At 62.9% G+C, this 18,876-nt stretch carries 20 protein-coding genes; 4 read left to right on the forward strand and 16 right to left on the reverse strand.

Annotated features, from left to right (window positions below; translation table 11 throughout):
* Positions 1-109: 109 nt before the first annotated feature.
* From R4P70_RS16840 to R4P70_RS16895, 12 genes are all read right to left on the reverse strand, one after another.
* On the reverse strand, positions 110-751 hold the full coding sequence (locus tag R4P70_RS16840; RefSeq protein ID WP_019747780.1) for a dTMP kinase: 642 nt from the start codon (positions 749-751) through the stop codon (positions 110-112).
* Between the two features lie 80 nt (positions 752-831).
* Entirely contained in the window at positions 832-2,310 is a 1,479-nt protein-coding gene (gene ahcY, locus R4P70_RS16845; protein WP_020969217.1) for an adenosylhomocysteinase, read from the reverse strand.
* A 60-nt stretch (positions 2,311-2,370) separates the two neighbouring features.
* On the reverse strand, positions 2,371-3,027 hold the full coding sequence (locus R4P70_RS16850) for a TetR family transcriptional regulator (protein ID WP_019747778.1): 657 nt from the start codon (positions 3,025-3,027) through the stop codon (positions 2,371-2,373).
* Between the two features lie 48 nt (positions 3,028-3,075).
* Positions 3,076-3,258: a rubredoxin gene (locus tag R4P70_RS16855; RefSeq protein ID WP_084326458.1), complete on the reverse strand. Its 183-nt coding sequence runs from the start codon at positions 3,256-3,258 to the stop codon at positions 3,076-3,078.
* Complete coding sequence (locus tag R4P70_RS16860; protein WP_003940827.1) at positions 3,255-3,440, reverse strand: rubredoxin; 186 nt, start codon at positions 3,438-3,440, stop codon at positions 3,255-3,257. Before R4P70_RS16860 ends, R4P70_RS16855 begins: the two co-directional genes overlap by 4 nt.
* On the reverse strand, positions 3,440-4,666 hold the full coding sequence (locus R4P70_RS16865; protein ID WP_020907102.1) for an alkane 1-monooxygenase: 1,227 nt from the start codon (positions 4,664-4,666) through the stop codon (positions 3,440-3,442). The genes R4P70_RS16860 and R4P70_RS16865 overlap by 1 nt, the downstream gene beginning before the upstream one ends.
* Positions 4,667-4,777: 111 nt before the next feature.
* The gene (locus tag R4P70_RS16870) at positions 4,778-6,274 is read right to left on the reverse strand and encodes an amino acid permease (protein WP_019747776.1); all 1,497 of its coding nucleotides are present in this window, start codon (positions 6,272-6,274) and stop codon (positions 4,778-4,780) included.
* Positions 6,275-6,360: 86 nt separating this feature from the next.
* On the reverse strand, positions 6,361-7,320 hold the full coding sequence (locus tag R4P70_RS16875) for a cation diffusion facilitator family transporter (RefSeq protein WP_021343715.1): 960 nt from the start codon (positions 7,318-7,320) through the stop codon (positions 6,361-6,363).
* 28 nt (positions 7,321-7,348) lie between these two features.
* On the reverse strand, positions 7,349-8,578 hold the full coding sequence (gene manA / locus R4P70_RS16880) for a mannose-6-phosphate isomerase, class I (protein ID WP_133728447.1): 1,230 nt from the start codon (positions 8,576-8,578) through the stop codon (positions 7,349-7,351).
* Positions 8,579-9,673: a tobH protein gene (locus R4P70_RS16885; RefSeq protein ID WP_133728446.1), complete on the reverse strand. Its 1,095-nt coding sequence runs from the start codon at positions 9,671-9,673 to the stop codon at positions 8,579-8,581. It lies immediately after the preceding gene.
* Positions 9,674-9,836: 163 nt separating this feature from the next.
* Positions 9,837-11,210, reverse strand: a complete 1,374-nt coding sequence (locus R4P70_RS16890) for a phosphomannomutase/phosphoglucomutase (protein WP_019747772.1) — start codon at positions 11,208-11,210, stop codon at positions 9,837-9,839.
* A 127-nt stretch (positions 11,211-11,337) separates the two neighbouring features.
* The gene (locus R4P70_RS16895; protein WP_007731177.1) at positions 11,338-11,724 is read right to left on the reverse strand and encodes a DUF3499 domain-containing protein; all 387 of its coding nucleotides are present in this window, start codon (positions 11,722-11,724) and stop codon (positions 11,338-11,340) included.
* Between the two features lie 80 nt (positions 11,725-11,804).
* On the opposite strand from R4P70_RS16895, the gene R4P70_RS16900 reads away from it, so the two are divergent.
* Entirely contained in the window at positions 11,805-12,293 is a 489-nt protein-coding gene (locus tag R4P70_RS16900) for a metallopeptidase family protein (RefSeq protein WP_003940797.1), read from the forward strand.
* A 155-nt stretch (positions 12,294-12,448) separates the two neighbouring features.
* Here R4P70_RS16900 and R4P70_RS16905 read toward each other — a convergent pair whose 3' ends face one another.
* Positions 12,449-12,727: a WhiB family transcriptional regulator gene (locus tag R4P70_RS16905; RefSeq protein ID WP_020907098.1), complete on the reverse strand. Its 279-nt coding sequence runs from the start codon at positions 12,725-12,727 to the stop codon at positions 12,449-12,451.
* 380 nt (positions 12,728-13,107) lie between these two features.
* On the opposite strand from R4P70_RS16905, the gene cofD reads away from it, so the two are divergent.
* From cofD to R4P70_RS16920, 3 genes are read left to right on the forward strand one after another with little or no spacing between them, the layout of a single operon-like run.
* On the forward strand, positions 13,108-14,100 hold the full coding sequence (gene cofD / locus R4P70_RS16910; protein ID WP_003940958.1) for a 2-phospho-L-lactate transferase: 993 nt from the start codon (positions 13,108-13,110) through the stop codon (positions 14,098-14,100).
* Entirely contained in the window at positions 14,097-15,482 is a 1,386-nt protein-coding gene (locus R4P70_RS16915) for a coenzyme F420-0:L-glutamate ligase (RefSeq protein ID WP_243617114.1), read from the forward strand. Before cofD ends, R4P70_RS16915 begins: the two co-directional genes overlap by 4 nt.
* Before the next feature lie 3 nt (positions 15,483-15,485).
* Positions 15,486-16,046 (forward strand): NUDIX hydrolase, encoded by a 561-nt coding sequence (locus R4P70_RS16920; RefSeq protein WP_019747768.1) that lies wholly within the window; start codon positions 15,486-15,488, stop codon positions 16,044-16,046.
* On the opposite strand, the gene R4P70_RS16925 is transcribed toward R4P70_RS16920, so the two are convergent.
* From R4P70_RS16925 to R4P70_RS16935, 3 genes are read right to left on the reverse strand one after another with little or no spacing between them, the layout of a single operon-like run.
* Positions 16,037-16,807, reverse strand: coding sequence for an SGNH/GDSL hydrolase family protein (locus R4P70_RS16925; RefSeq protein WP_019747767.1), 771 nt, complete (start codon positions 16,805-16,807; stop codon positions 16,037-16,039). The genes R4P70_RS16920 and R4P70_RS16925 overlap by 10 nt on opposite strands.
* A 32-nt stretch (positions 16,808-16,839) precedes the next feature.
* Positions 16,840-17,922 (reverse strand): sugar phosphate nucleotidyltransferase, encoded by a 1,083-nt coding sequence (locus tag R4P70_RS16930; RefSeq protein WP_019747766.1) that lies wholly within the window; start codon positions 17,920-17,922, stop codon positions 16,840-16,842.
* Entirely contained in the window at positions 17,919-18,833 is a 915-nt protein-coding gene (locus R4P70_RS16935; protein ID WP_019747765.1) for a glycosyltransferase family 2 protein, read from the reverse strand. Before R4P70_RS16935 ends, R4P70_RS16930 begins: the two co-directional genes overlap by 4 nt.
* Between the last annotated feature and the right edge of the window lie 43 nt (positions 18,834-18,876).

The raw sequence follows: 18,876 nt of genomic DNA on the forward strand, positions 1-18,876 counted from the left end.
TCGTTGCATCTCGGAGCGATGAATCAGACCGTTACGAGGCCGTGCGGCGTGCCGCGTCTTTCCCTCTACTGTGCCGGAAAGTTCGAATCCCGGCTGCCAGGGTGACCGATCACGCGAAATCCGCGAGCCTGCGTGCCAGATCGGCCGGGTCCGTCTCCGGCCCCACGATCCACCAGGGTGAGGCCCAGTTCGTCGCTGCCAACTGCTTGTAGAGCTCACCGGTTCTGGCCTGCAGACCGCCGTCGCGCTCGTAGGCGTCGAGCTGACGCGACGCGTCCTGGGCCTCACGGGAGCGGGCGCGCTGCTCGGCCAGAGCTACCGGTACGTCGAGGTACAGCTGCAGATCGGGAGCGGGGAGAGCGAGACGACCCAACTCCAATTCACGGATCCAGGCGACCATCTCGCCGTCCACGCCCTGATGCACTCGCGCCGCGTTGTAGGCAGCGTTGGAGGCAACGTAGCGGTCGAGGAGAACAATGTCGTTGGTGGACAACAGTTCCGAGATCCGATCCGCAGCACCGGCGCGGTCCAAAGCGAACAGGACTGCCATCGCGTTCACGGATTCGGCCAGGTCTCCGTGTGATCCTTTGAGCGCCTCGGCAGCAAGATCCGCGTGGATCGACTTTCCGTACCGCGGAAAATCCAGAGTCGCGATCGACGTGCCGCCGCGGCGGAGTTCGGTCTCCACTTTGCCGATCAACGTTCGCTTTCCAGCTCCGTCTAGGCCTTCCAATGCCACCAGTGTTCCCACGGCGGACAAGCCTATCCCCCGGCCTGCTTGCGCAGACCGGGGGACGGCGGGCACTACTTTCTCAGCGACGAATCGCCGGGTCAGTAGCGGTAGTGCTCCGGCTTGTACGGGCCTTCGACGTCGACGCCGATGTACTCGGCCTGATCCTTGGTGAGCTTGGTCAGCGTGCCACCGAGTGCCTCGACGTGGATCTTGGCGACCTTCTCGTCGAGGTGCTTCGGGAGGCGGTAGACCTCGTTGTCGTACTCCTCCGGCTTCGTCCACAGTTCGATCTGTGCGATGACCTGGTTGGAGAAGCTGTTGCTCATCACGAACGACGGGTGGCCCGTCGCGTTGCCGAGGTTGAGCAGGCGGCCTTCGGACAGCACGATGATCGAGTGGCCGTCGGCGAAGGTGAACTCGTCGACCTGCGGCTTGATGTTGATCCGCGTGACGTCGCCGGACTTCTCGAGGCCTGCCATGTCGATCTCGTTGTCGAAGTGACCGATGTTGCCCAGGATGGCCTGGTGCTTCATGGCCTTCATGTGCTCGAACGTGATGATGTCCTTGTTACCGGTGGACGTGATCACGATGTCGGCCCAGCCGATGGCCTGCTCGACTGTCTTGACCTCGAAGCCGTCCATGAGTGCCTGAAGGGCGTTGATGGGGTCGACCTCGGTGACCGCGACGCGAGCGCCCTGGCCACGAAGTGCCTCGGCACAACCCTTGCCGACGTCTCCGTAACCACAGACCAGCGCAGCCTTGCCGCCGATCAGAACGTCGGTGCCGCGGTTGATGCCGTCGAGCAGCGAGTGGCGTGTGCCGTACTTGTTGTCGAACTTGCTCTTGGTGACCGAGTCGTTGACGTTGATCGCGGGGAACGTGAGTTCGCCGGCAGCGGCAACCTGGTACAGACGCAGAACGCCCGTGGTGGTCTCCTCGGTGACGCCCTGGACGGACTCGGCGATAGCAGTCCACTTGCCCTTGTCAGCGGCGAGCGACTGACGCAGAAGCGCAAGGAAGACCTTGTACTCGTCGGAATCCTGGTCGTCGTCCGTCGGCGGCACGACGCCGGCCTTCTCGAACTGTGCGCCCTTGAGCACCAGCATGGTGGCGTCGCCGCCATCGTCGAGAATCATGTTGGCGGGCTCGCCCGGCCAGGTCAGCATCTGCTCCGCTGCCCACCAGTACTCTTCGAGGGTTTCACCCTTCCAGGCGAAAACCGGAACGCCCTTGGGCTCTTCCGGGGTGCCGTGCGGACCGACGACGATGGCGGCGGCAGCATGATCCTGCGTGGAGAAGATGTTGCACGAAGCCCAGCGGACCTCGGCGCCGAGCGCCGTCAGCGTCTCGATCAGAACCGCGGTCTGAATGGTCATGTGCAGCGAGCCGGAAACGCGAGCGCCCTTGAGCGGCAACACCTCTGCGTATTCGCGACGAAGCGCCATGAGGCCGGGCATCTCGTGCTCTGCCAGACGGATTTCCTTGCGACCGAACTCCGCGAGCGAAAGATCTGCAACTTTGAAGTCGATGCCGTTACGGCTCTCGGCCACGGGCGTTGTTGAAACTGAGGTCGTCATCTGCCTCTCCTGGTTGACGTGCAAACTATGCACAAGCCTATCGGTGTACCAGGCTATCGGTTAGACGCCCTCTCCCGCCCGCCCCTCTACTGCGCGACCCTCTCCTGCCCGGCCCTCGCGCGCCACGTCGATGAATGGCCCGAGCAATGTGCCCAGATCCTCCGCCACCGAAACCTCGGACTCCGGCGGCATCGAAATGTAGCTGAGTCCGAGACGCGCAATCGCCCTGGCCAGAATCCCGGCATCGGTGGGTGACGCCTGAATCCACCCTCGCTGGAAGCTCTCCGCAAGCCGCGACGACGCGCGTTCGATGATGACCGCGCTGTCAGTGGTGATCAGACGAAGAAGGTCCGGCTTGGCCTCACCGGTGAGCAGAGAGATCACCAACGGGTCGGTTGCGCTGGAGGCGAAAAACGATCCGAAGCCCGCCGTCAATGCCTCGACTGCACGTCCGTCGTTCGCCACCATGGCCTCGTCCACCGCATCGACGAATCCGTCGGCAAGGCGAAGCGCGTATGCCTCGGCAAGCCCTTGCCTCGAACCGAACTCGTTGTAGAGCGTCTGACGACTCACACCGGCATGCTTGGCCAGAACTGTCAGCGTCACCTCGGACCAGTCACGCTCGGTCAACAACTCACGCATCGAATCGAGCACCGACGTACGCAGCAGCAGGCGCGACGCTTCTTTCTGCGGCAGACGAGTTGGCGTCGAAGTCATGGTGACGACACTACCGCCGCACCTAGGTCCGTTCGACGCCGACGCATCTCACCGTCGTTCGACCTCAACCATGAAGAAGTCGCTCTTCGCCGCGCCGCAGTCCGGGCAACTCCAGTCTTCGGGAATGTCGCCCCAGCGAGTGCCCGGTTCGATACCGTCCTCCGGCCAGCCGACTGCCTCGTCGTACTCGAATCCGCATTGCGCGCACTGATACAGCTTGTAGTCGTTCATGATTCACTCCCCGCCGTCGCCGGCATCGGTTCGAAGTCGAGCTTTTCCCTCACGCCGCAGTCCGGACAGCACCAGTCGTCCGGCACGGCATCCCACGGCGTGCCCGCCGGAAACCCTTCTCGTGGTGCACCCTTCGATTCGTCGTAGACGTATTCACACACCGGGCATCGATAGCTGCTCATCACGCTGCTCCGTACCGAGCAAGGATGCGATCACGCTTGGACGGCTGAACGTTGACGCGGGTGATGTCGCCGCCGTAGTGCGCAAGGACCTTGGGATCCATTACTTTTCGCCACAGCGGCGGAACGTAGGCGAGCATGATCATGCTCGCGTATCCACTGGGCAGGTTGGGTGCACCGTCCATGCTTCGAAGCGTCTGATAACGACGTGTCGGGTTCGCATGATGGTCACTGTGACGCTGGAGGTGATACAGGAAGATGTTGGTGCAGATGTGATCGCTGTTCCAACTGTGCTCCGGTGCGGCGCGCTCGTACCGCCCACTGTCCAGACGGCGACGCTTCAGTCCGTAATGTTCGAGGTAGTTGACGGTTTCGAGCAGGCAGAATCCGAAGACGGCCTGCAGCACCAGGAACGGCAGCACCGAGAGCCCGAAAACGGCGACGAGGACACCGAAGAGTACGACGGACATCAACCACGAATGCAGGACGTCGTTGCGAATTGTCCACGGCTTCTTACCCAGTCGATCGAGCCTGGCTTTCTCCAGGGACCACGACGAGCGCAGAGATCCCCACACACTGCGCGGCAGGAAGGTCCAGAAGCTCTCGCCGAAGCGAGACGACGCCGGATCCTCGGGCGTGGCGACCCGCACGTGGTGTCCACGATTGTGCTCGATGTAGAAGTGGCCGTAAAACGACTGCGCCAGAGTGATCTTCGACAACCAGCGCTCGAGATCGTCCTTCTTGTGACCTAGTTCGTGTGCGGTGTTGATCCCGATTCCTGCGACGCAACCGATACTGATCGCCAGACCGATCTTGGAGATCAGCCCCAGTCCCCCGTCGATTCCGAGCCAGGACAGGTCGGTCGCCGACCAGAGATAGCAGGCCAGGACCAGGCTGGCCAACTGGAACGGTATGTAGATGTAGGTGCAGTACCGGTAGTACTTGTCGTTCTCGAGGCGCTCCATCACCTCGTCCGGCGGATTCTCGCCGTCCGGACCGAAGAAGATGTCGAGGATCGGGAGCAGGATGTAGACGAGCAACGGCCCGATCCACCACCACACCGGCGAGACCGCGTTCCACCCGAGACTGTTGAACAACGCGACCAATCCGACGGCAATGAAGACCGCCGTCGGCGGCACCAGGCCGAGCAGCCAAAGATATCTCTTCTTGTCACGCCACTGCTCGGGCGGGAGTGTCTGCCCGGACTGCGAGTTCACGTGCGTCGACACGGTCTACCTCCTCGATTCGGACCGACTCGACAACTGTGAGTCAGTTCACCCTGAGATAGACAGTACTACGCTATTTGTACAAGTGATAGACAAATCTTAATCTTTGTACATTTACTCGATTTCGCCGCGTTCACGCTTCCCGATCAACGAATGCTGCCTGCTGTAGGCGAAGTAGATGACAACACCGAGGGCCATCCAGACCACGAACCTCATCCAGGTCTCCACCGACAGGTTGAACATCAACCAGAGACACGCGAGGACAGCCAGGATCGGGATCAGCGGGACCAGCGGCACCCTGAACCCGCGGGGTAGGTCCGGACGCGTCCGACGAAGCACGAGAACCCCCAACGACACGAGAACAAACGCGAACAACGTGCCGATATTGACCATTTCCTCGAGGGTGCCGATCGGGAACACTCCGGCGAGCACCGCGACCACAACGCCGACCAAGATCGTGATCCGCACGGGAGTTCCGTGCTTGCCGGTCGGCGCCAGGCGTCGCGGCATCAGACCGTCGCGTGCCATCGCGAAGAGCACCCTGGTCTGCCCGAGCATCAGCACCATCACCACGGTCGTGAGACCGGCCAACGCGCCGAACGAGATGACGTTTTTCGCCCACGTGATGTCGTGGAAGGCGAATGCCGTTGCCAGGTTGGAAGTATCGCCCTCGAGTTCGGTGTACTTCACCATCCCGGTCAACACGAGTGTCACTGCCACGTACAGAACCGTGACGATCAAGAGCGAGCCCAGGATGCCGCGTGGCAACGCCTTCTGCGGCTCCTTCGCCTCCTCCGCAGTCGTGGCGACGACGTCGAAGCCGATGAACGCGAAGAACACCAGACTGGCTGCCGCGAGCAATCCGTACCACCCGAATGTGCTGCCACCGGCCCCGGTCACGTACGAGAACAACGACTGGTGGATGCCCTCTCCCGTCGAGCCCGGCTCCGACGGCGGAATGTACGGCGAGTAGTTGTCGGTGTCGATGTAGAACAGACCGACGATGATCACCAGCAACACCACCGCGACCTTGATCGCCGTGATCACCAGTGACACCCTCGAAGAGAGTTTTGTGCCGGTCGCGAGCAGGATCGTGATGACGGCGATCACCAGCACCGCACCCCAGTCGAACGAGATCGGCCCCAACTCGACGATCGGGCTGCGTGAACCCATCACTTCGCCGAGGTACAGCGACCAGCCTTTTGCCACCACCGAAGACGCCAAAGCGAATTCGAGGATGAGATCCCAGCCGATGATCCAGGCGACGAATTCACCGAACGTCGCGTACGAGAACGTGTACGCGCTACCGGCGACCGGGACCGTCGACGCGAACTCGGCGTAACACAGCGCTGCCAGTCCGCAGGCGATTGCCGCGATGACAAAAGCCAGCGAAACCGACGGCCCGGCGACGTTTCCCGCCGTCCGAGCCGTGAGTGTGAAGATGCCCGCACCGATGACCACTGCGACACCGAACACCGTGAGATCCCACGAGTTCAGCTCTTTCCGGAGTTTGGTTTCCGGCTCGTCGGTGTCCTTGATGGACTGCTCGATCGATTTGGTTCGAAACAGCTTCGACCGTCCAGATCCGGCCTGCTCGTCCTTGACAGCCATTGCCGCCTCCTTGCTGGGGACCAGCAGGTCCCACCATGGGCAAGTAGAGAGATGGCATCAGCCTAAGCCCGCGGGCGCGGCTTTGTTCAGGGTTTGTCGGGAGCCTGTAGATCTGTTTCAGGGCGATCTCCTGCGCTGAGACGATCCAGGTCCGGCTCGAGGTAGATTACCCGCGCCGCAGGCACTGCAGCGCGCACGCGAGACTCGGCCTCGTCGATCGCCGTCGCCACATCCGAGATCGTCGATCCGATCGGCACCGCAACCTTGGCAGCAACAAGGATCTCCTCGGGACCGAGGTACTGCGTCTTGCAATGAATGACGCGTTCGATACGAGTTCCGTCGACCAGTGCGTTGAGGATCAGTTCGGTCTCCACCGCCGTTGCGCCCTCACCGATCAGCAGCGACTGCATTTCGATGATCAGAATGACCGCGATGATGCCGAGCAGGACACCGATGCACAGAGTTCCGATGCCGTCGAAGACCGGATTTCCGGTCACCATCGTGAGACCGACGCCGCCGAGTGCAAGGACGAGACCGATCAATGCGCCGGTGTCCTCGAGCAGCACAACCGGGAGTTCCGGGCTACGAGAGGTTCGGATGAAGTTCCACCACGACGCATTTCCCTTGAGCGGTCGTGATTCCTTCGCTGCGGTCCGGAAGCTGTAGCCCTCCAGGCAGATCGCGATGAACAGGATCGCGATTGCCACGAAAGCCGAATTGAGTTCTTCCGGATGCTGAATCTTGTGAATACCTTCGTAGATCGCGAACAGCGAACCGAGGGTGAAGAGCACCAGTGCAACGACGAACGAATAGAAGTACCGGTTGCGCCCGTAACCGAACGGGTGCAGTTGATCTGCCTCACGTTCTGCCTTCTTCTGCCCCAGGAGCAGCAAACCCTGATTGGACGTGTCGGCTACCGAGTGCACCGATTCGGCGAGCATCGACGACGATCCGGTGATCAAGAATCCGGCGAACTTGGCTACGGCAATTCCGGCATTGGCTCCGAGGGCCGCCAGAATTGCCTTCTTGCCACCATGAGCCGACACAATGTCTCCTCGCTATCGACCGAGATTCCTATCGACCGACCACTGCACTGAAAACCTGCGCAGTCGGGGTTCGTGTGGTCAGGTGTACTACGGGCTCGTCGGCAGCAATCCACGCGGCTCGGCCCCGATCGAGGTCGAGAGTGTCGGCACCGCACGTCGCAGTGACCGCGCCGTCGGTGCAGATCAGGATCCGCGGGCCGCCGGCTTCGACAACGAGGTCGGTGGCATTCGAGTCGAACTCCAGACGCGTCAAACGAAATTCAGGTGCGGGCGTGACGTACTCGTATCTACCTGACCCTGACTGACCTGATCCTGACTGGGCCGGATCGAGCACTTCGATATCGGCCCCGACGAAGTCCAGAACCCTCAACAGTTCGGGCACGTCGACGTGTTTGGGCGTCAGCCCGCCGCGCAGCACGTTGTCGGAGTTGGCCATGATCTCGACCGCGAGTCCATGGAGATACGCGTGGAGATTTCCCGCAGCGAGAAACAGTCCTTGGCCGGGCTCGAGTGTGACGCGGTTGAGCAGTAGTGCCGCCAGAACGCCGGCGTCGCCGGGGTACGCCTCGCTCAATTCCAGCGCGGTGCGGATCTCGGTCACGAATTCGGCGTCGTGGTGCGCGACGTAGGTGATGCACCCCGCAAGCACGGCAGGGAGCAACGTCCCGAGCACCGTGGACGGCAACGTGATCCATGTCGTGAACAACGCCCGGAGTCCGTCGGAATCGGGTTGGCCTTCGAGCAGACCGATGTACGGCTCCAACTCGTCGACGGCCAGAGCGCGCAGCAGTTTGACAGTCCGCGTCGGCTCGCGGAATCCGGCAAGCGCTTCGAATCTGCTCAGCGCGACAACGAGTTCGGGCTTGTGGCTGCCGTCCTTGTAGTTTCGAATCGGCGATTCCATGGGAACGCCGAGTGCGTTCTCACGACGAAAACCCTCGTCGGCTTGAACGGCGCTGGGATGCGCCTGAAGCGACAGCGGCTCTTCCGCCGCAAGCAACTTGAGCAGGAATGGGAGTCGCTCACCGAATGCATCGAGGTTCTCACGGCCGAGTTCACGCTCGGGTTCGCGGTGCAGGACCTCGAGCAACGACTCGCTTCCGGATTCGGTGATCACGCGCGCCGGGTCGCCCGGGTGGGCGCCCAACCACAACTCCGCTTCGGGATGATTCGACGGGGTCGCAAGACCGCGTAGTTCGGCAATTGCCGTTCGCGAGCCCCACGCGTAAGAACGAAGTGCACCTTCGAGTTCACGCACTTACTTCGCACCGCCCGTCAACTGCACGTACGCCGCGGCCATGTCTACTCGAGACGCCAACACGAATACCTGCTCCATCTCCGATATCACCACGTTGGTTTGGTCTTCGTCTGCCGCCACCACCAGATCGGCGTCGGCCAGTGCGTCCATCCGGCGTCTCGCCTCCCCGCGTGTGGATTCGGTCGCGAAGACGAACGCCCGCGCCGGCGGGGTCGGCAGTGCGCCGTCCAGTTGCGGATCGTGAAAGAACGGGTCGTGGAACACCGAATCACGCGAAGCTGCGTCCGGCGCGAACAGAGCTCGTGCCGAACGAATCACCTCCGACATCTCGGCGGCAGCGGCATTCAGGCCCGAGCTCATCAGCGAAACGCTCGAGAACTCTACGAGTGCTGTTGTCACGGAACCACTCCCACACAGAACGACTCGCCGGCCGCTCATTCTGGTGGCCAACGACTTGGCCGGGTTGTGGAATACCTCGTTGGCCGGCCCGTCCCGCAGCGCCTCCGCATCAACGGCGTCGGCGATTCGACCGAGCACCGCCGAACGGTCCTCGATCGATCCCTTGCCCTCGATTTCGGCGGCAACCGCGAGGAAGACGGCAAGGAACCGCGTCATCGTGTGCCTCGGCGAGGCGTAGAGCCGCGGCGGCAACGACATGGTGCGCCCGGCCGCCACAGCCCGCATGGGCCCCTCGTCCGGAACGGCGACAACAACTTCGGCGCCACGGCGAACTGCACTGTCGACGGATTCGACCAGGCGCGGATCACCGGCATCGTCACCGGCAACGACGATCACGTCCAACGGTCCGGCCCACGACGGCGTCCGGTCAAGTACGAGGAGCGGACAACCGATCGAATCTCCGACGAGAGCAAGCGCGATCCTGGCTCCGTGCCGAGCGCCACCGGCACCGGCAATCAGCACGACGCTGCGCGGGCGCAGGCCGGCCAGCCGAGAGATCACACCCTCGCCGACGGCCGATGCGGTGGCTCGAATCTGTGCGCCCCCCATGGCCACAGACCGCAGTAGCCCTTCCGAATCGGCAGCCGACAAACCCTCGCTGTCGTCGAGGTCGAGAAGCGGCATCGGCGCTGTCATCTCACCGCACCCCCTTCTCCGTTCGCAGTTCCCGCACCATCCAGCATTCCAGCTCTACGCGGTCCGTGGTGGCAAAGCCCTCGTTCCCGTGGCAGTCGTTCCCGAGATAGTCCCCCAACTATCCCAGGGCTTCGGCTCACCGACAAACCGATCAGACTCGGATTCAAGCCCGGACGATCGCCAGAATTTCGTTCACCAATGCGTCGACATCGGCGGACGTGGGTGCTTCGACGTTGAGTCGCAGCAAAGGCTCGGTGTTGGACGCGCGCAAGTTGAACCAGGCATTTCCCTCGAGACTGACTGTGACACCGTCGAGGCGGTCAACCGACTCGGTGCGGTCCGCGAATGCTGCCAGCACAGCGGCAGTGCGATCGGCCGCGTCAGCCACCGTGGAGTTGATCTCACCCGAGGCCGCGTAGCGGGTGTACTCCGCCATCAACTCGGAGAGCGGACGGTCCTGCTCGCCCAGTGCGGCGAGTACGTGCAACGCCGCGAGCATGCCGGAGTCGGCGCCCCAGAAATCGCGGAAGTAGTAGTGAGCTGAGTGCTCGCCGCCGAAGACGGCACCGGTCTCGGCCATCTCCTGCTTGATGAACGAGTGGCCGACTCGGGTACGGATCGCGACGCCGCCGAGTTCTTCGACCAGTTCGGGCACTGCCCGCGACGTGATCAGATTGTGGATGATCGACGCGCCCGGTTCCTTCGCGAGTTCGCGCTTGGCGACAAGTGCCGTCACCGCGGACGGAGAGACGGGGTCGCCCTTCTCGTCGACGACGAAGCAACGGTCCGCGTCACCGTCGAAAGCCAAGCCGATGTCTGCTCCGGTCTCACGCACGTAGGCCTGCAGATCGACGAGGTTGGCCGGATCGAGCGGATTGGCTTCGTGGTTGGGGAACGTGCCGTCGAGCTCGAAGTAGAGCGGGAGGACTTCGAGAGGCATCGGCCCGAATACGGCCGGCGCGGTATGGCCGCCCATGCCGTTTCCTGCATCGACTGCGACCTTCATCGGGCGCAACGCAGCCAGGTCGACCAATCCGCGGAGGTAGCTCGCGTATTCCTCGAGGACGTCCTTCGTGCTGGCGGTACCTGCCGGTCCGTCGTACGCGGGAACACCCGAGACGACCTCGGCGGAGATGACTGCCAGGCCGGTGTCCTGACCGACGGGCTTGGCGCCGGCCCGGCACATCTTGATGCCGTTGTACTTGGCCGGATTGTGGCTCGCCGTGAACATCGCGCCCGGGCAGTTCAGCAAACCGGATGCAAAGTAGAGCTCGTCGGTCGACGCCAATCCGATGTAGACGACGTCGAGTCCTTGAGCGAGCACGCCGTCACCGAAAGCAGAAGACAGTGTGGGCGACGATGCACGCATGTCGTAGCCGATCACAACCGTCGTGGCTGCGCCGGCCTCGTCACGGACCAGACGGGCGAACGACGCTCCCACGTCGCGGACAAAATCTTCGTCGATCTGCTCACCGACCACGCCGCGCACGTCGTACGCCTTGATGATTGCAGCAACCGACTCGGCTGTTCGCCCCACTGAAAACTCTCCTTGTGCATGCACCCTCACAGACGAGAACGTCCGGGCGCATGGCGTCCGGAGATTCGCAGTACTCGGGTGTGGAAGTACTCGGTCGAGCCTAGCGTCTGCGGCGACGAATCTCGCGTCAGTTGGATGGGTCGGGCAGTACGCGGAGGTGTCCACGACGCCCTGTACGGGCAGTACTCGGTGCTGCGGGACGTATGTCCTCATCTGCGTCGACGTTGGACTTGCTGCGATCTCCGAGACCGGCTTCACGTACAGCTTCGGCCAAAGCGGTCAGATCGTCTTCGTCGGGAGTGCTCGACGCGAATCCGCCTTCGTGGCGGACGAGTTCCCAGCCCTTGGGGGCGGTGATTCGAGAGCCGTGAGTGTCACACAAATCCCATGAATGGGGCTCGGCGACAGTTGCCAGCGGCCCGACAACCGCAGTGGAGTCCGAGTAGACATACGTAAGCGTCGCGACGGCGGGGTTCTTGCACCCGGGGCGGCAGCAGCGACGCAGAGATCTCACAGGTACGGAGCCTAGCCCTCCCCACGTCCGGAACCTACTCGGACACACCGAGCAGTTTCTTCTGTCGTAATCTGGGCGCCATGCCACAAGCTCGCCGCCGACGCTCGGTCACCACTCGTTCCATCGAGCGACACGGCCGTGGCCTGCGCGGACCACTACTTCCCCCGGAGGTGCCCGCCAGGCGTACCCGGGCTGAGAAGTTCGATCTCCTGGTGCTCGACGCCTTCTCGCCCGTCGACCTCGCGTGGCACGACCGGTTGACGAAACTCGACATCGCGGTGGACGAAGTTCCGAAGATTCACGCGCACGATCCGGAGTCCGTCACATGGCCGCCGGAGGTCATCGCAGACGGCCCGGTTCCACTGTCACGACTGATTCCGGCCGGAATCGACCGTCACGGAAATACGACTCGCGCAAGAATTGTGCTGTTTCGCCGCCCATTGGAGCAGCGCGCGAAGGATCCGGAAGAACTCACGGATCTTGTGCACGACGTGTTGGTCCATCAAGTCGGCACGTATCTGGGCGTCGACCCACAGGTCATCGACCCCACACTGCCCGACGAGGACTGACGCACCGTCAGACGAAAAAACTGATGTCACACGAAGAAGTAAATCCACACGAAGAACAAAACAGTCGTTGCTTGACCTGCAATTCCCCGTTGCAGGTCAGACTTTCGAAGACCGCCCGTCAGCCCCGACGCTGACAGAACCGATTCAGCAGCAGATCAGATGATCCCCCGCTTGAGTCGCCGACGCTCGCGCTCGGACAACCCTCCCCAGATTCCGAACCGTTCGTCGTTCGCGAGCGCGTACTCGAGGCACTCGTCACGAACTTCACAACCGAGGCAGATCCGTTTTGCTTCCCTCGTCGATCCACCCTTTTCAGGGAAGAACGCTTCGGGATCGGTCTGCGCGCAGAGAGCACGCTCCTGCCACTGATCCTCGATGGTGTCGAACAATTCTTCGAAGCCGGTGACGAGACTCAGCACTGGCCGAGTACTCATACCGTCGAACTCACTGCTGCAGGCACCTTCTGCTGCGCCTGCTCGGGAATCGGTCTGCGGTTCGTCGCTTACTGTCATTGCGAGAGAACTGATCTCGACATTTTCATTGGGCATCGTTCCGCCTCCTCACCTGTAATAGCGCAGAATTTTCACTCCATCTTCAACCCCACCCCGTCGACCGTTCGAAACTGTGTTCGAAACCGGCCCCGCTGCAAGTGAACTCACAAGTAGCGGTTGGAATGACACATTTGAGATTACACACGTCCAGCGTGTCGCGGTCAAGCTAAACGAGATGAATCCATTAGTATTCCGGCCCCCAATTGACGGGACCTTCTGCCCGCCAGACACGACGACGCGCCGACCGCCTAGGCTCTGATGTCGTGAACGTGACTGTATTGGTTGGCGGCGTCGGCGGGGCCCGTTTCCTTCAAGGTGTGCAAAATGCGCTCGGAATCGCCGGTGGTGAATCCCTCGAGAAATACGAAGGCCCACATCGCATCACGGCCGTCGTCAACGTCGGAGACGACGTCTGGATGCACGGTCTGCGCATCTGCCCCGATCTGGACACTTGTATGTACACACTCGGCGGCGGTATCGACACCGAACGCGGGTGGGGGCACGCCGGCGAAACCTGGAATGCGAAAGAAGAACTCGCGGCATACGGAGCGAAGCCGGACTGGTTCGGCCTCGGAGATCGCGATATCGCAACGCATTTGATTCGCAGCCAGATGCTCCGCACGGGATATCCGTTGTCCGCGATCACCGAAGCATTGTGCAATCGCTGGAATCCGGGTGTCGCACTGCTTCCCGTGAGCGACGACCGCAGCGAAACACACGTCGTGATCACCGATCCGGAAGACGGTGAGCAGAAGGCGATTCATTTCCAGGAGTGGTGGGTACGCCATCGAGCACAGGTGGAAACTCACAGCTTCGCTCACGTCGGCGCCGAGCAGGCCAAGCCCGCGCCGGGGGTGGTCGAGGCGATCGACGGTGCCGACATCGTGCTGATCGCACCGTCCAATCCCGTCGTGAGCGTCGGCGCGATCCTCGCGGTGCCCGGCATTCGCGGAGCCCTGCGGACCACCGCGGCCAAGGTTGTCGGCCTCTCGCCCGTCATCGGTGGAAAGCCGTTGCGCGGCATGGCTGACGAGTGCCTCGAAGTGATCGGGGTCGAGACGACTTCCGAGGCGATCGGTCGCCACTACGGAGCTCGCTCGATCAACGGCATTCTCGACGGCTGGCTCGTCGACGAAGGTGACACGGCCGACATCGACGGGGTGGACGTGCGAAGCATCCCACTTTTGATGACGTCCCCCGAAGAGACCGCAAAAATGGTTCGAACGGCTTTCGAGATCGCCGGAGTCGAACTGTGACCGAGCCCGGAACCGAAGCAAGCCGCGACAGAAATCACTCTCCCGGCGATCACTCCCCCGGCGCCGCAATCGAAGTCATTCCCGTGCTCGGCCTTCCCGAGTTCCGGCCCGGAGACGACTTGGCCGCCACTGTCGTCGACGCGACACCGTGGCTCGAGAACGGCGACGTCGTTGTCGTCACGAGCAAGGTGTTCTCAAAAGTCGAGGGTCGCATCGTTTCCTCGCCGACCGATCCGGAAGAGCGCGACGCAGCACGACGCCTCCTGGTGGATCAGGAAGCCGTCCGCGTCGTGGCCCGCAAGGGCCGCACTCTGATCACCGAGAACAAACTCGGCATCGTGCAGGCCGCATCGGGCATCGACGGCTCCAACGTCGACGGTGCCGAACTGGCCCTGCTCCCCGTGGATCCCGACGCGAGCGCAGCGGGGCTGCGTGCCCGAATTCTCGAGAGCACGGGCAAGTCCGTCGCCGTCGTCGTGACCGACACGATGGGTCGTGCGTGGCGCAACGGGCAGACCGATGCCGCGATCGGTTCCTCCGGCATTCCGGTCCTGCACGGCTACCTCGGGGCACAGGACAGCCAGGGCAACGATCTGATCGTCACCGAGATCGCGATCGCGGACGAGATCGCCGCTGCGGGCGATCTGGTCAAGGGCAAGCTCGGCGGCGTTCCCGTCGCCGTCGTGCGAGGACTCCGATTCGAGGACGACGGTTCGAGTGGCCAGGATCTGATCCGTCGCGGCCCGGACGATCTGTTCTGGCTGGGAACCGAGGAGGCTACGGCGATGGGCCGCGGCCAGGCGCTGCTGTTGCGTCGGTCGGTTCGGCAGTTCGCAGGTGATCCCGTCGACGCGGAGATCATTCGCAGCTCGATCGCCGAGGCACTCACCGCTCCAGCACCCCACCACACGAGGCCTGTTCGATTCGTGTGGCTGCGGACCGCGTCGGTCCGCACGTCGCTCCTCGAGCAGATGCGTGAGAAGTGGGCCGCCGATCTGCGTGCGGACGGTCGTAGCGACGAATCCGTCGACGCGCGGGTTGCCCGCGGAAACATCCTGTTCGATGCCCCCGAAGTCGTCATTCCCTTCTGCGTGCCCGACGGCGCACACAGTTATCCGGATGCCCGACGTACCGCGGCGGAGTCCACGATGTTCACCGTCGCTGCCGGCGCGGCAGTGCAGGGACTGCTGGTCTCGCTGGCCACACGCGGCGTGGGAAGCTGCTGGATCGGATCGACGATCTTCGCCGCCGACCTCGTACGCGAACAACTCGATCTCCCGGCCGATTGGCAGCCACTCGGCGCAGTCGCAATCGGGTACCCCCTCGAACCACTGATTCCGCGCACGGTCTCCGCCCCCGGGGACGCGTTGGTGGAGCTGTAGGTCATGTCAGCCGAATCGCTGCACGCCTCCGCCAAGGGCGTCCTGGAGGGCTGGTCGACGTCCTCCGAAGCGGACGAGTCACTGCGGCACACGATGCTCGCGTTCCTCGATTCGGCTCCGGACGGCTGCCTTCGTCGCCATGCCCCAGGACACATCACCGCGTCGTCTCTGGTTCTCGACGAGAGTGGCTGCCACGTCTTACTGACCCTGCATCCCAAGGTGGGCAGGTGGATTCAGCTCGGAGGTCACTGCGAGCCCGACGACGAGACGGTAGTCGATGCGGCATTGCGGGAGGCTCGTGAGGAGTCCGGAATTCACGACGTTCGGATAGACGCGGACCTACTCTCCGCCCACACACATCCGATCACGTGCTCACTCGGGGTCCCGACCAGACATCTCGATCTACGGTTTCTTGTTGTGGCGCCGGACAATTCACATATCGTCCGCAGCGCGGAGTCCACCGACCTCCGGTGGTGGCCAGTGGACGCGCTACCGCCGACTGCCGAACGCGAGACCATCGACCACCTGGTAGCGCTCGCCCATCAGCGCAAGAATCAGGACTGAATCGGAGACAGCTCGGGTTGCTTGGCGCTCACGCCGTCGCCCGAAGATGTTCCCTTCACGCGCCGAGCTACCCACGGCACCAAGAACTCTCGCGCCCATTGACGATCCTCGCGACGAGTTTCCGCTTTCGTGAGAACCGGCGCAGGCCCGAGGTCGGGCGCGATCAATCCGTGTTCGACGCCCAGTACGTCGAGCACCCGCGTCGCCATGTTCTCGTGCCCGGCGGGCGACATGTGGAGGCGATCCCAGTCCCACATCCGTAGGTCCTGATATTCGGAGAATCGCCAGAAGTCGACGAGGGTCGCGCCGTGGCGGTCCGCTACCTCGCGAACAAGCTCGTTGTAAATCGCCAGGCGTCCGCGGAGCTTGCCGAAGAAGGCGGACCATCCGGTGTCGTATGCGGTGAACATGAGAACCTGCGCACCGGAAGCAGTGAGCTGGCCGATTGCCGAATCGTAGCGGGCGACCATCGCGTCGATGTCGAGCTTCGGACGCATCATGTCGTTTCCGCCGGCGTAGATGGTCACCAGATCGGGCTTCAACGCCAGAGCGGGTTCCAACTGCTCGTCGATGATCGGTCCGAGTAGGCGACCACGAATCGCCAGGTTGGCGTAGCGGAACTCGGGGTTGTTCACCGCCAGCTGCTCGGCCACTCGGTCTGCCCACCCGCGCAGACCGTTGGGGAATCGTTCGTCGGCGTCGCCGACGCCCTCGGTGAACGAGTCACCGAGGGCAACGTAACGGCTCGGAAGAGAAGTCATACCCGCCAGTATTCCAGTAGGTCAGCTAACGATCACACATCTGTGCTGAAGCGCACGCCACCGTCCGGCAGCGTCACTCCCGGCCACACACGTGCGCCGCGCAACAATTCGCACCGCGCACCGATGTCCGCGCCGTCTCCGATGACGGCGTCGCGGACCAGTGCTCGTGGTCCGATACGGACGCCGAATCCGAGGATCGATCGTTCGACTACCGCACCGGCTTCCACAACGGCGCCGTCGAAGAGAATCGCACCGTCGAGGCGCGCACCTGCGCCGACTTCTGCGCCACGGCCGACAACCGTGCCGCCGATCAGGACGGCGCCAGGCGCAATTCCCGCCCCGGGGTGAACGAGCGACTCGCCGCGCGGACCTTCGAGAGCCGGCGAAGGCGCGATGCCTCGCACCAGGTCGGCGGAACCGCGAACGAAGTCCTCGGGGGTTCCCATGTCACGCCAGTACGACGAGTCGACGTGGCCGAACACCCGCTTGCCCTCGGCCAGGAGATTCGGGAACACCTCGCGCTCGACCGATACCGGTCGTCCCTCCGGGATCTGTTCGATGATCTCGCGCTTGAAGACGTAGCAGCCGGCGTTGATCTGATCCGTCGGCGGATCCTGGGTCTTCTCCAGGAATGCCGAGACTCGTCCGTCCTCGTCGGTCGGAACACAACCGAATGCACGCGGGTCTCCCACACGAACCAGGTGAAGTGTCACGTCGGCGTCCGTCTTCTCGTGGGTCTCGAGAATGGCGTTCAGGTCGGTGCCACCGAGCACGTCACCGTTGAACACCATGACGTTGTCGCCGCGCAACTTCGGGAGTACGTTGCGGATTCCGCCACCGGTGCCCAGCGGCTCGGTCTCGAAGACGTAGTCGATCTCGAGCCCCATCTTGGAGCCGTCGCCGAAGTAGTCCTCGAATACCTCTGCCTTGAAAGATGTTCCGAGCACCACGTGCTTGATACCGGCAGCCTCGATCCTGGCAAGCAGATGCGTCAGGAACGGAAGGCCGGCTGTCGGAAGCATCGGCTTGGGCGCCGACAGCGTCAACGGACGCAGCCGAGTGCCCTTGCCGCCTACCAGGATTACGGCGTCGGTCGGATTCGGATCGGACATCATTTTCCCCCGTGGTTCGAAACTGATGGGTTGTCGGTCGAGTCGTCGGTGCGAGCGCGCTCGCGAACAGCAGAAGCTACGGCGATCTTGGACCGCACGGCCAGGCCACCGCGCAAGGCAAGTCGCAGCGGAGCCTGCCACCAGTGCGGATGACGATCAGCCTGGAACTGGTATGCGCTGCGATGATGAGCGGGCAGCATCAGTTCCGGATGCCGGCCTGCCGCATGGCCTTTGGCATGGGTCACGACAGCGGAGGGAACAAAGACATTGAGCCACCCGGCTTTTCCGAGGCGATCACCGAAATCGACGTCCTCCATGTACATGAAGTATCGCGAGTCGAACCCGGAGATGGCGTCGAAGGCATCACGTCGGACCAACAGGCACGACCCGGAAAGCCAACCGACGGAGCGCTCGGTGACGGCCTCGTTCTCCTGACGGTAACGGGCAGTCCACGGGTTCTTCGGCCACACGGTGCCGAGCAACGCGTGCCCGACGCCCGAGGTGATGTCGGGCACCGTTCGTGCCGACGGATAGACGCTGCCGTCCGGTTCGAGGACCTTCGGCCCCAGTGCACCGGCCCTTGGCCACCGATTTGCCGCAGCGACCAATTCGTCGAGTGAACCGGGTGCCCATTGGACGTCAGGATTGGAAATCACGACAAATTCGATCGACGAATCGATCTCCGCCACAGCCCGATTTATCGCTCCGCCGTAGCCGATGTTTCCCCCTGTACGAAGCAGACGAACATGCTCGTACTTGGCATCCGCCGCCTCCGGCGCACCATCGGTCGACCCGTTGTCGGCCATGATGACCTGGGGTTTTTCTGTCGTCGCCGCGGCGAGCGTGCTCAAGAAATTCTCGAGATGCTCGCCTGGGGAGTACGTCACCGTTACCACGGCCAGCTTGGGACTCACGCCGGTCAGCCTAGCCGCCCACGGGCACTGCCCCGAACAATGC

Origin of the sequence: Rhodococcus sp. IEGM 1241 (assembly GCF_033142365.1) — a bacterium.
In the GTDB taxonomy this organism is placed as follows: Bacteria; Actinomycetota; Actinomycetes; order Mycobacteriales; family Mycobacteriaceae; genus Rhodococcus_F; species Rhodococcus_F erythropolis.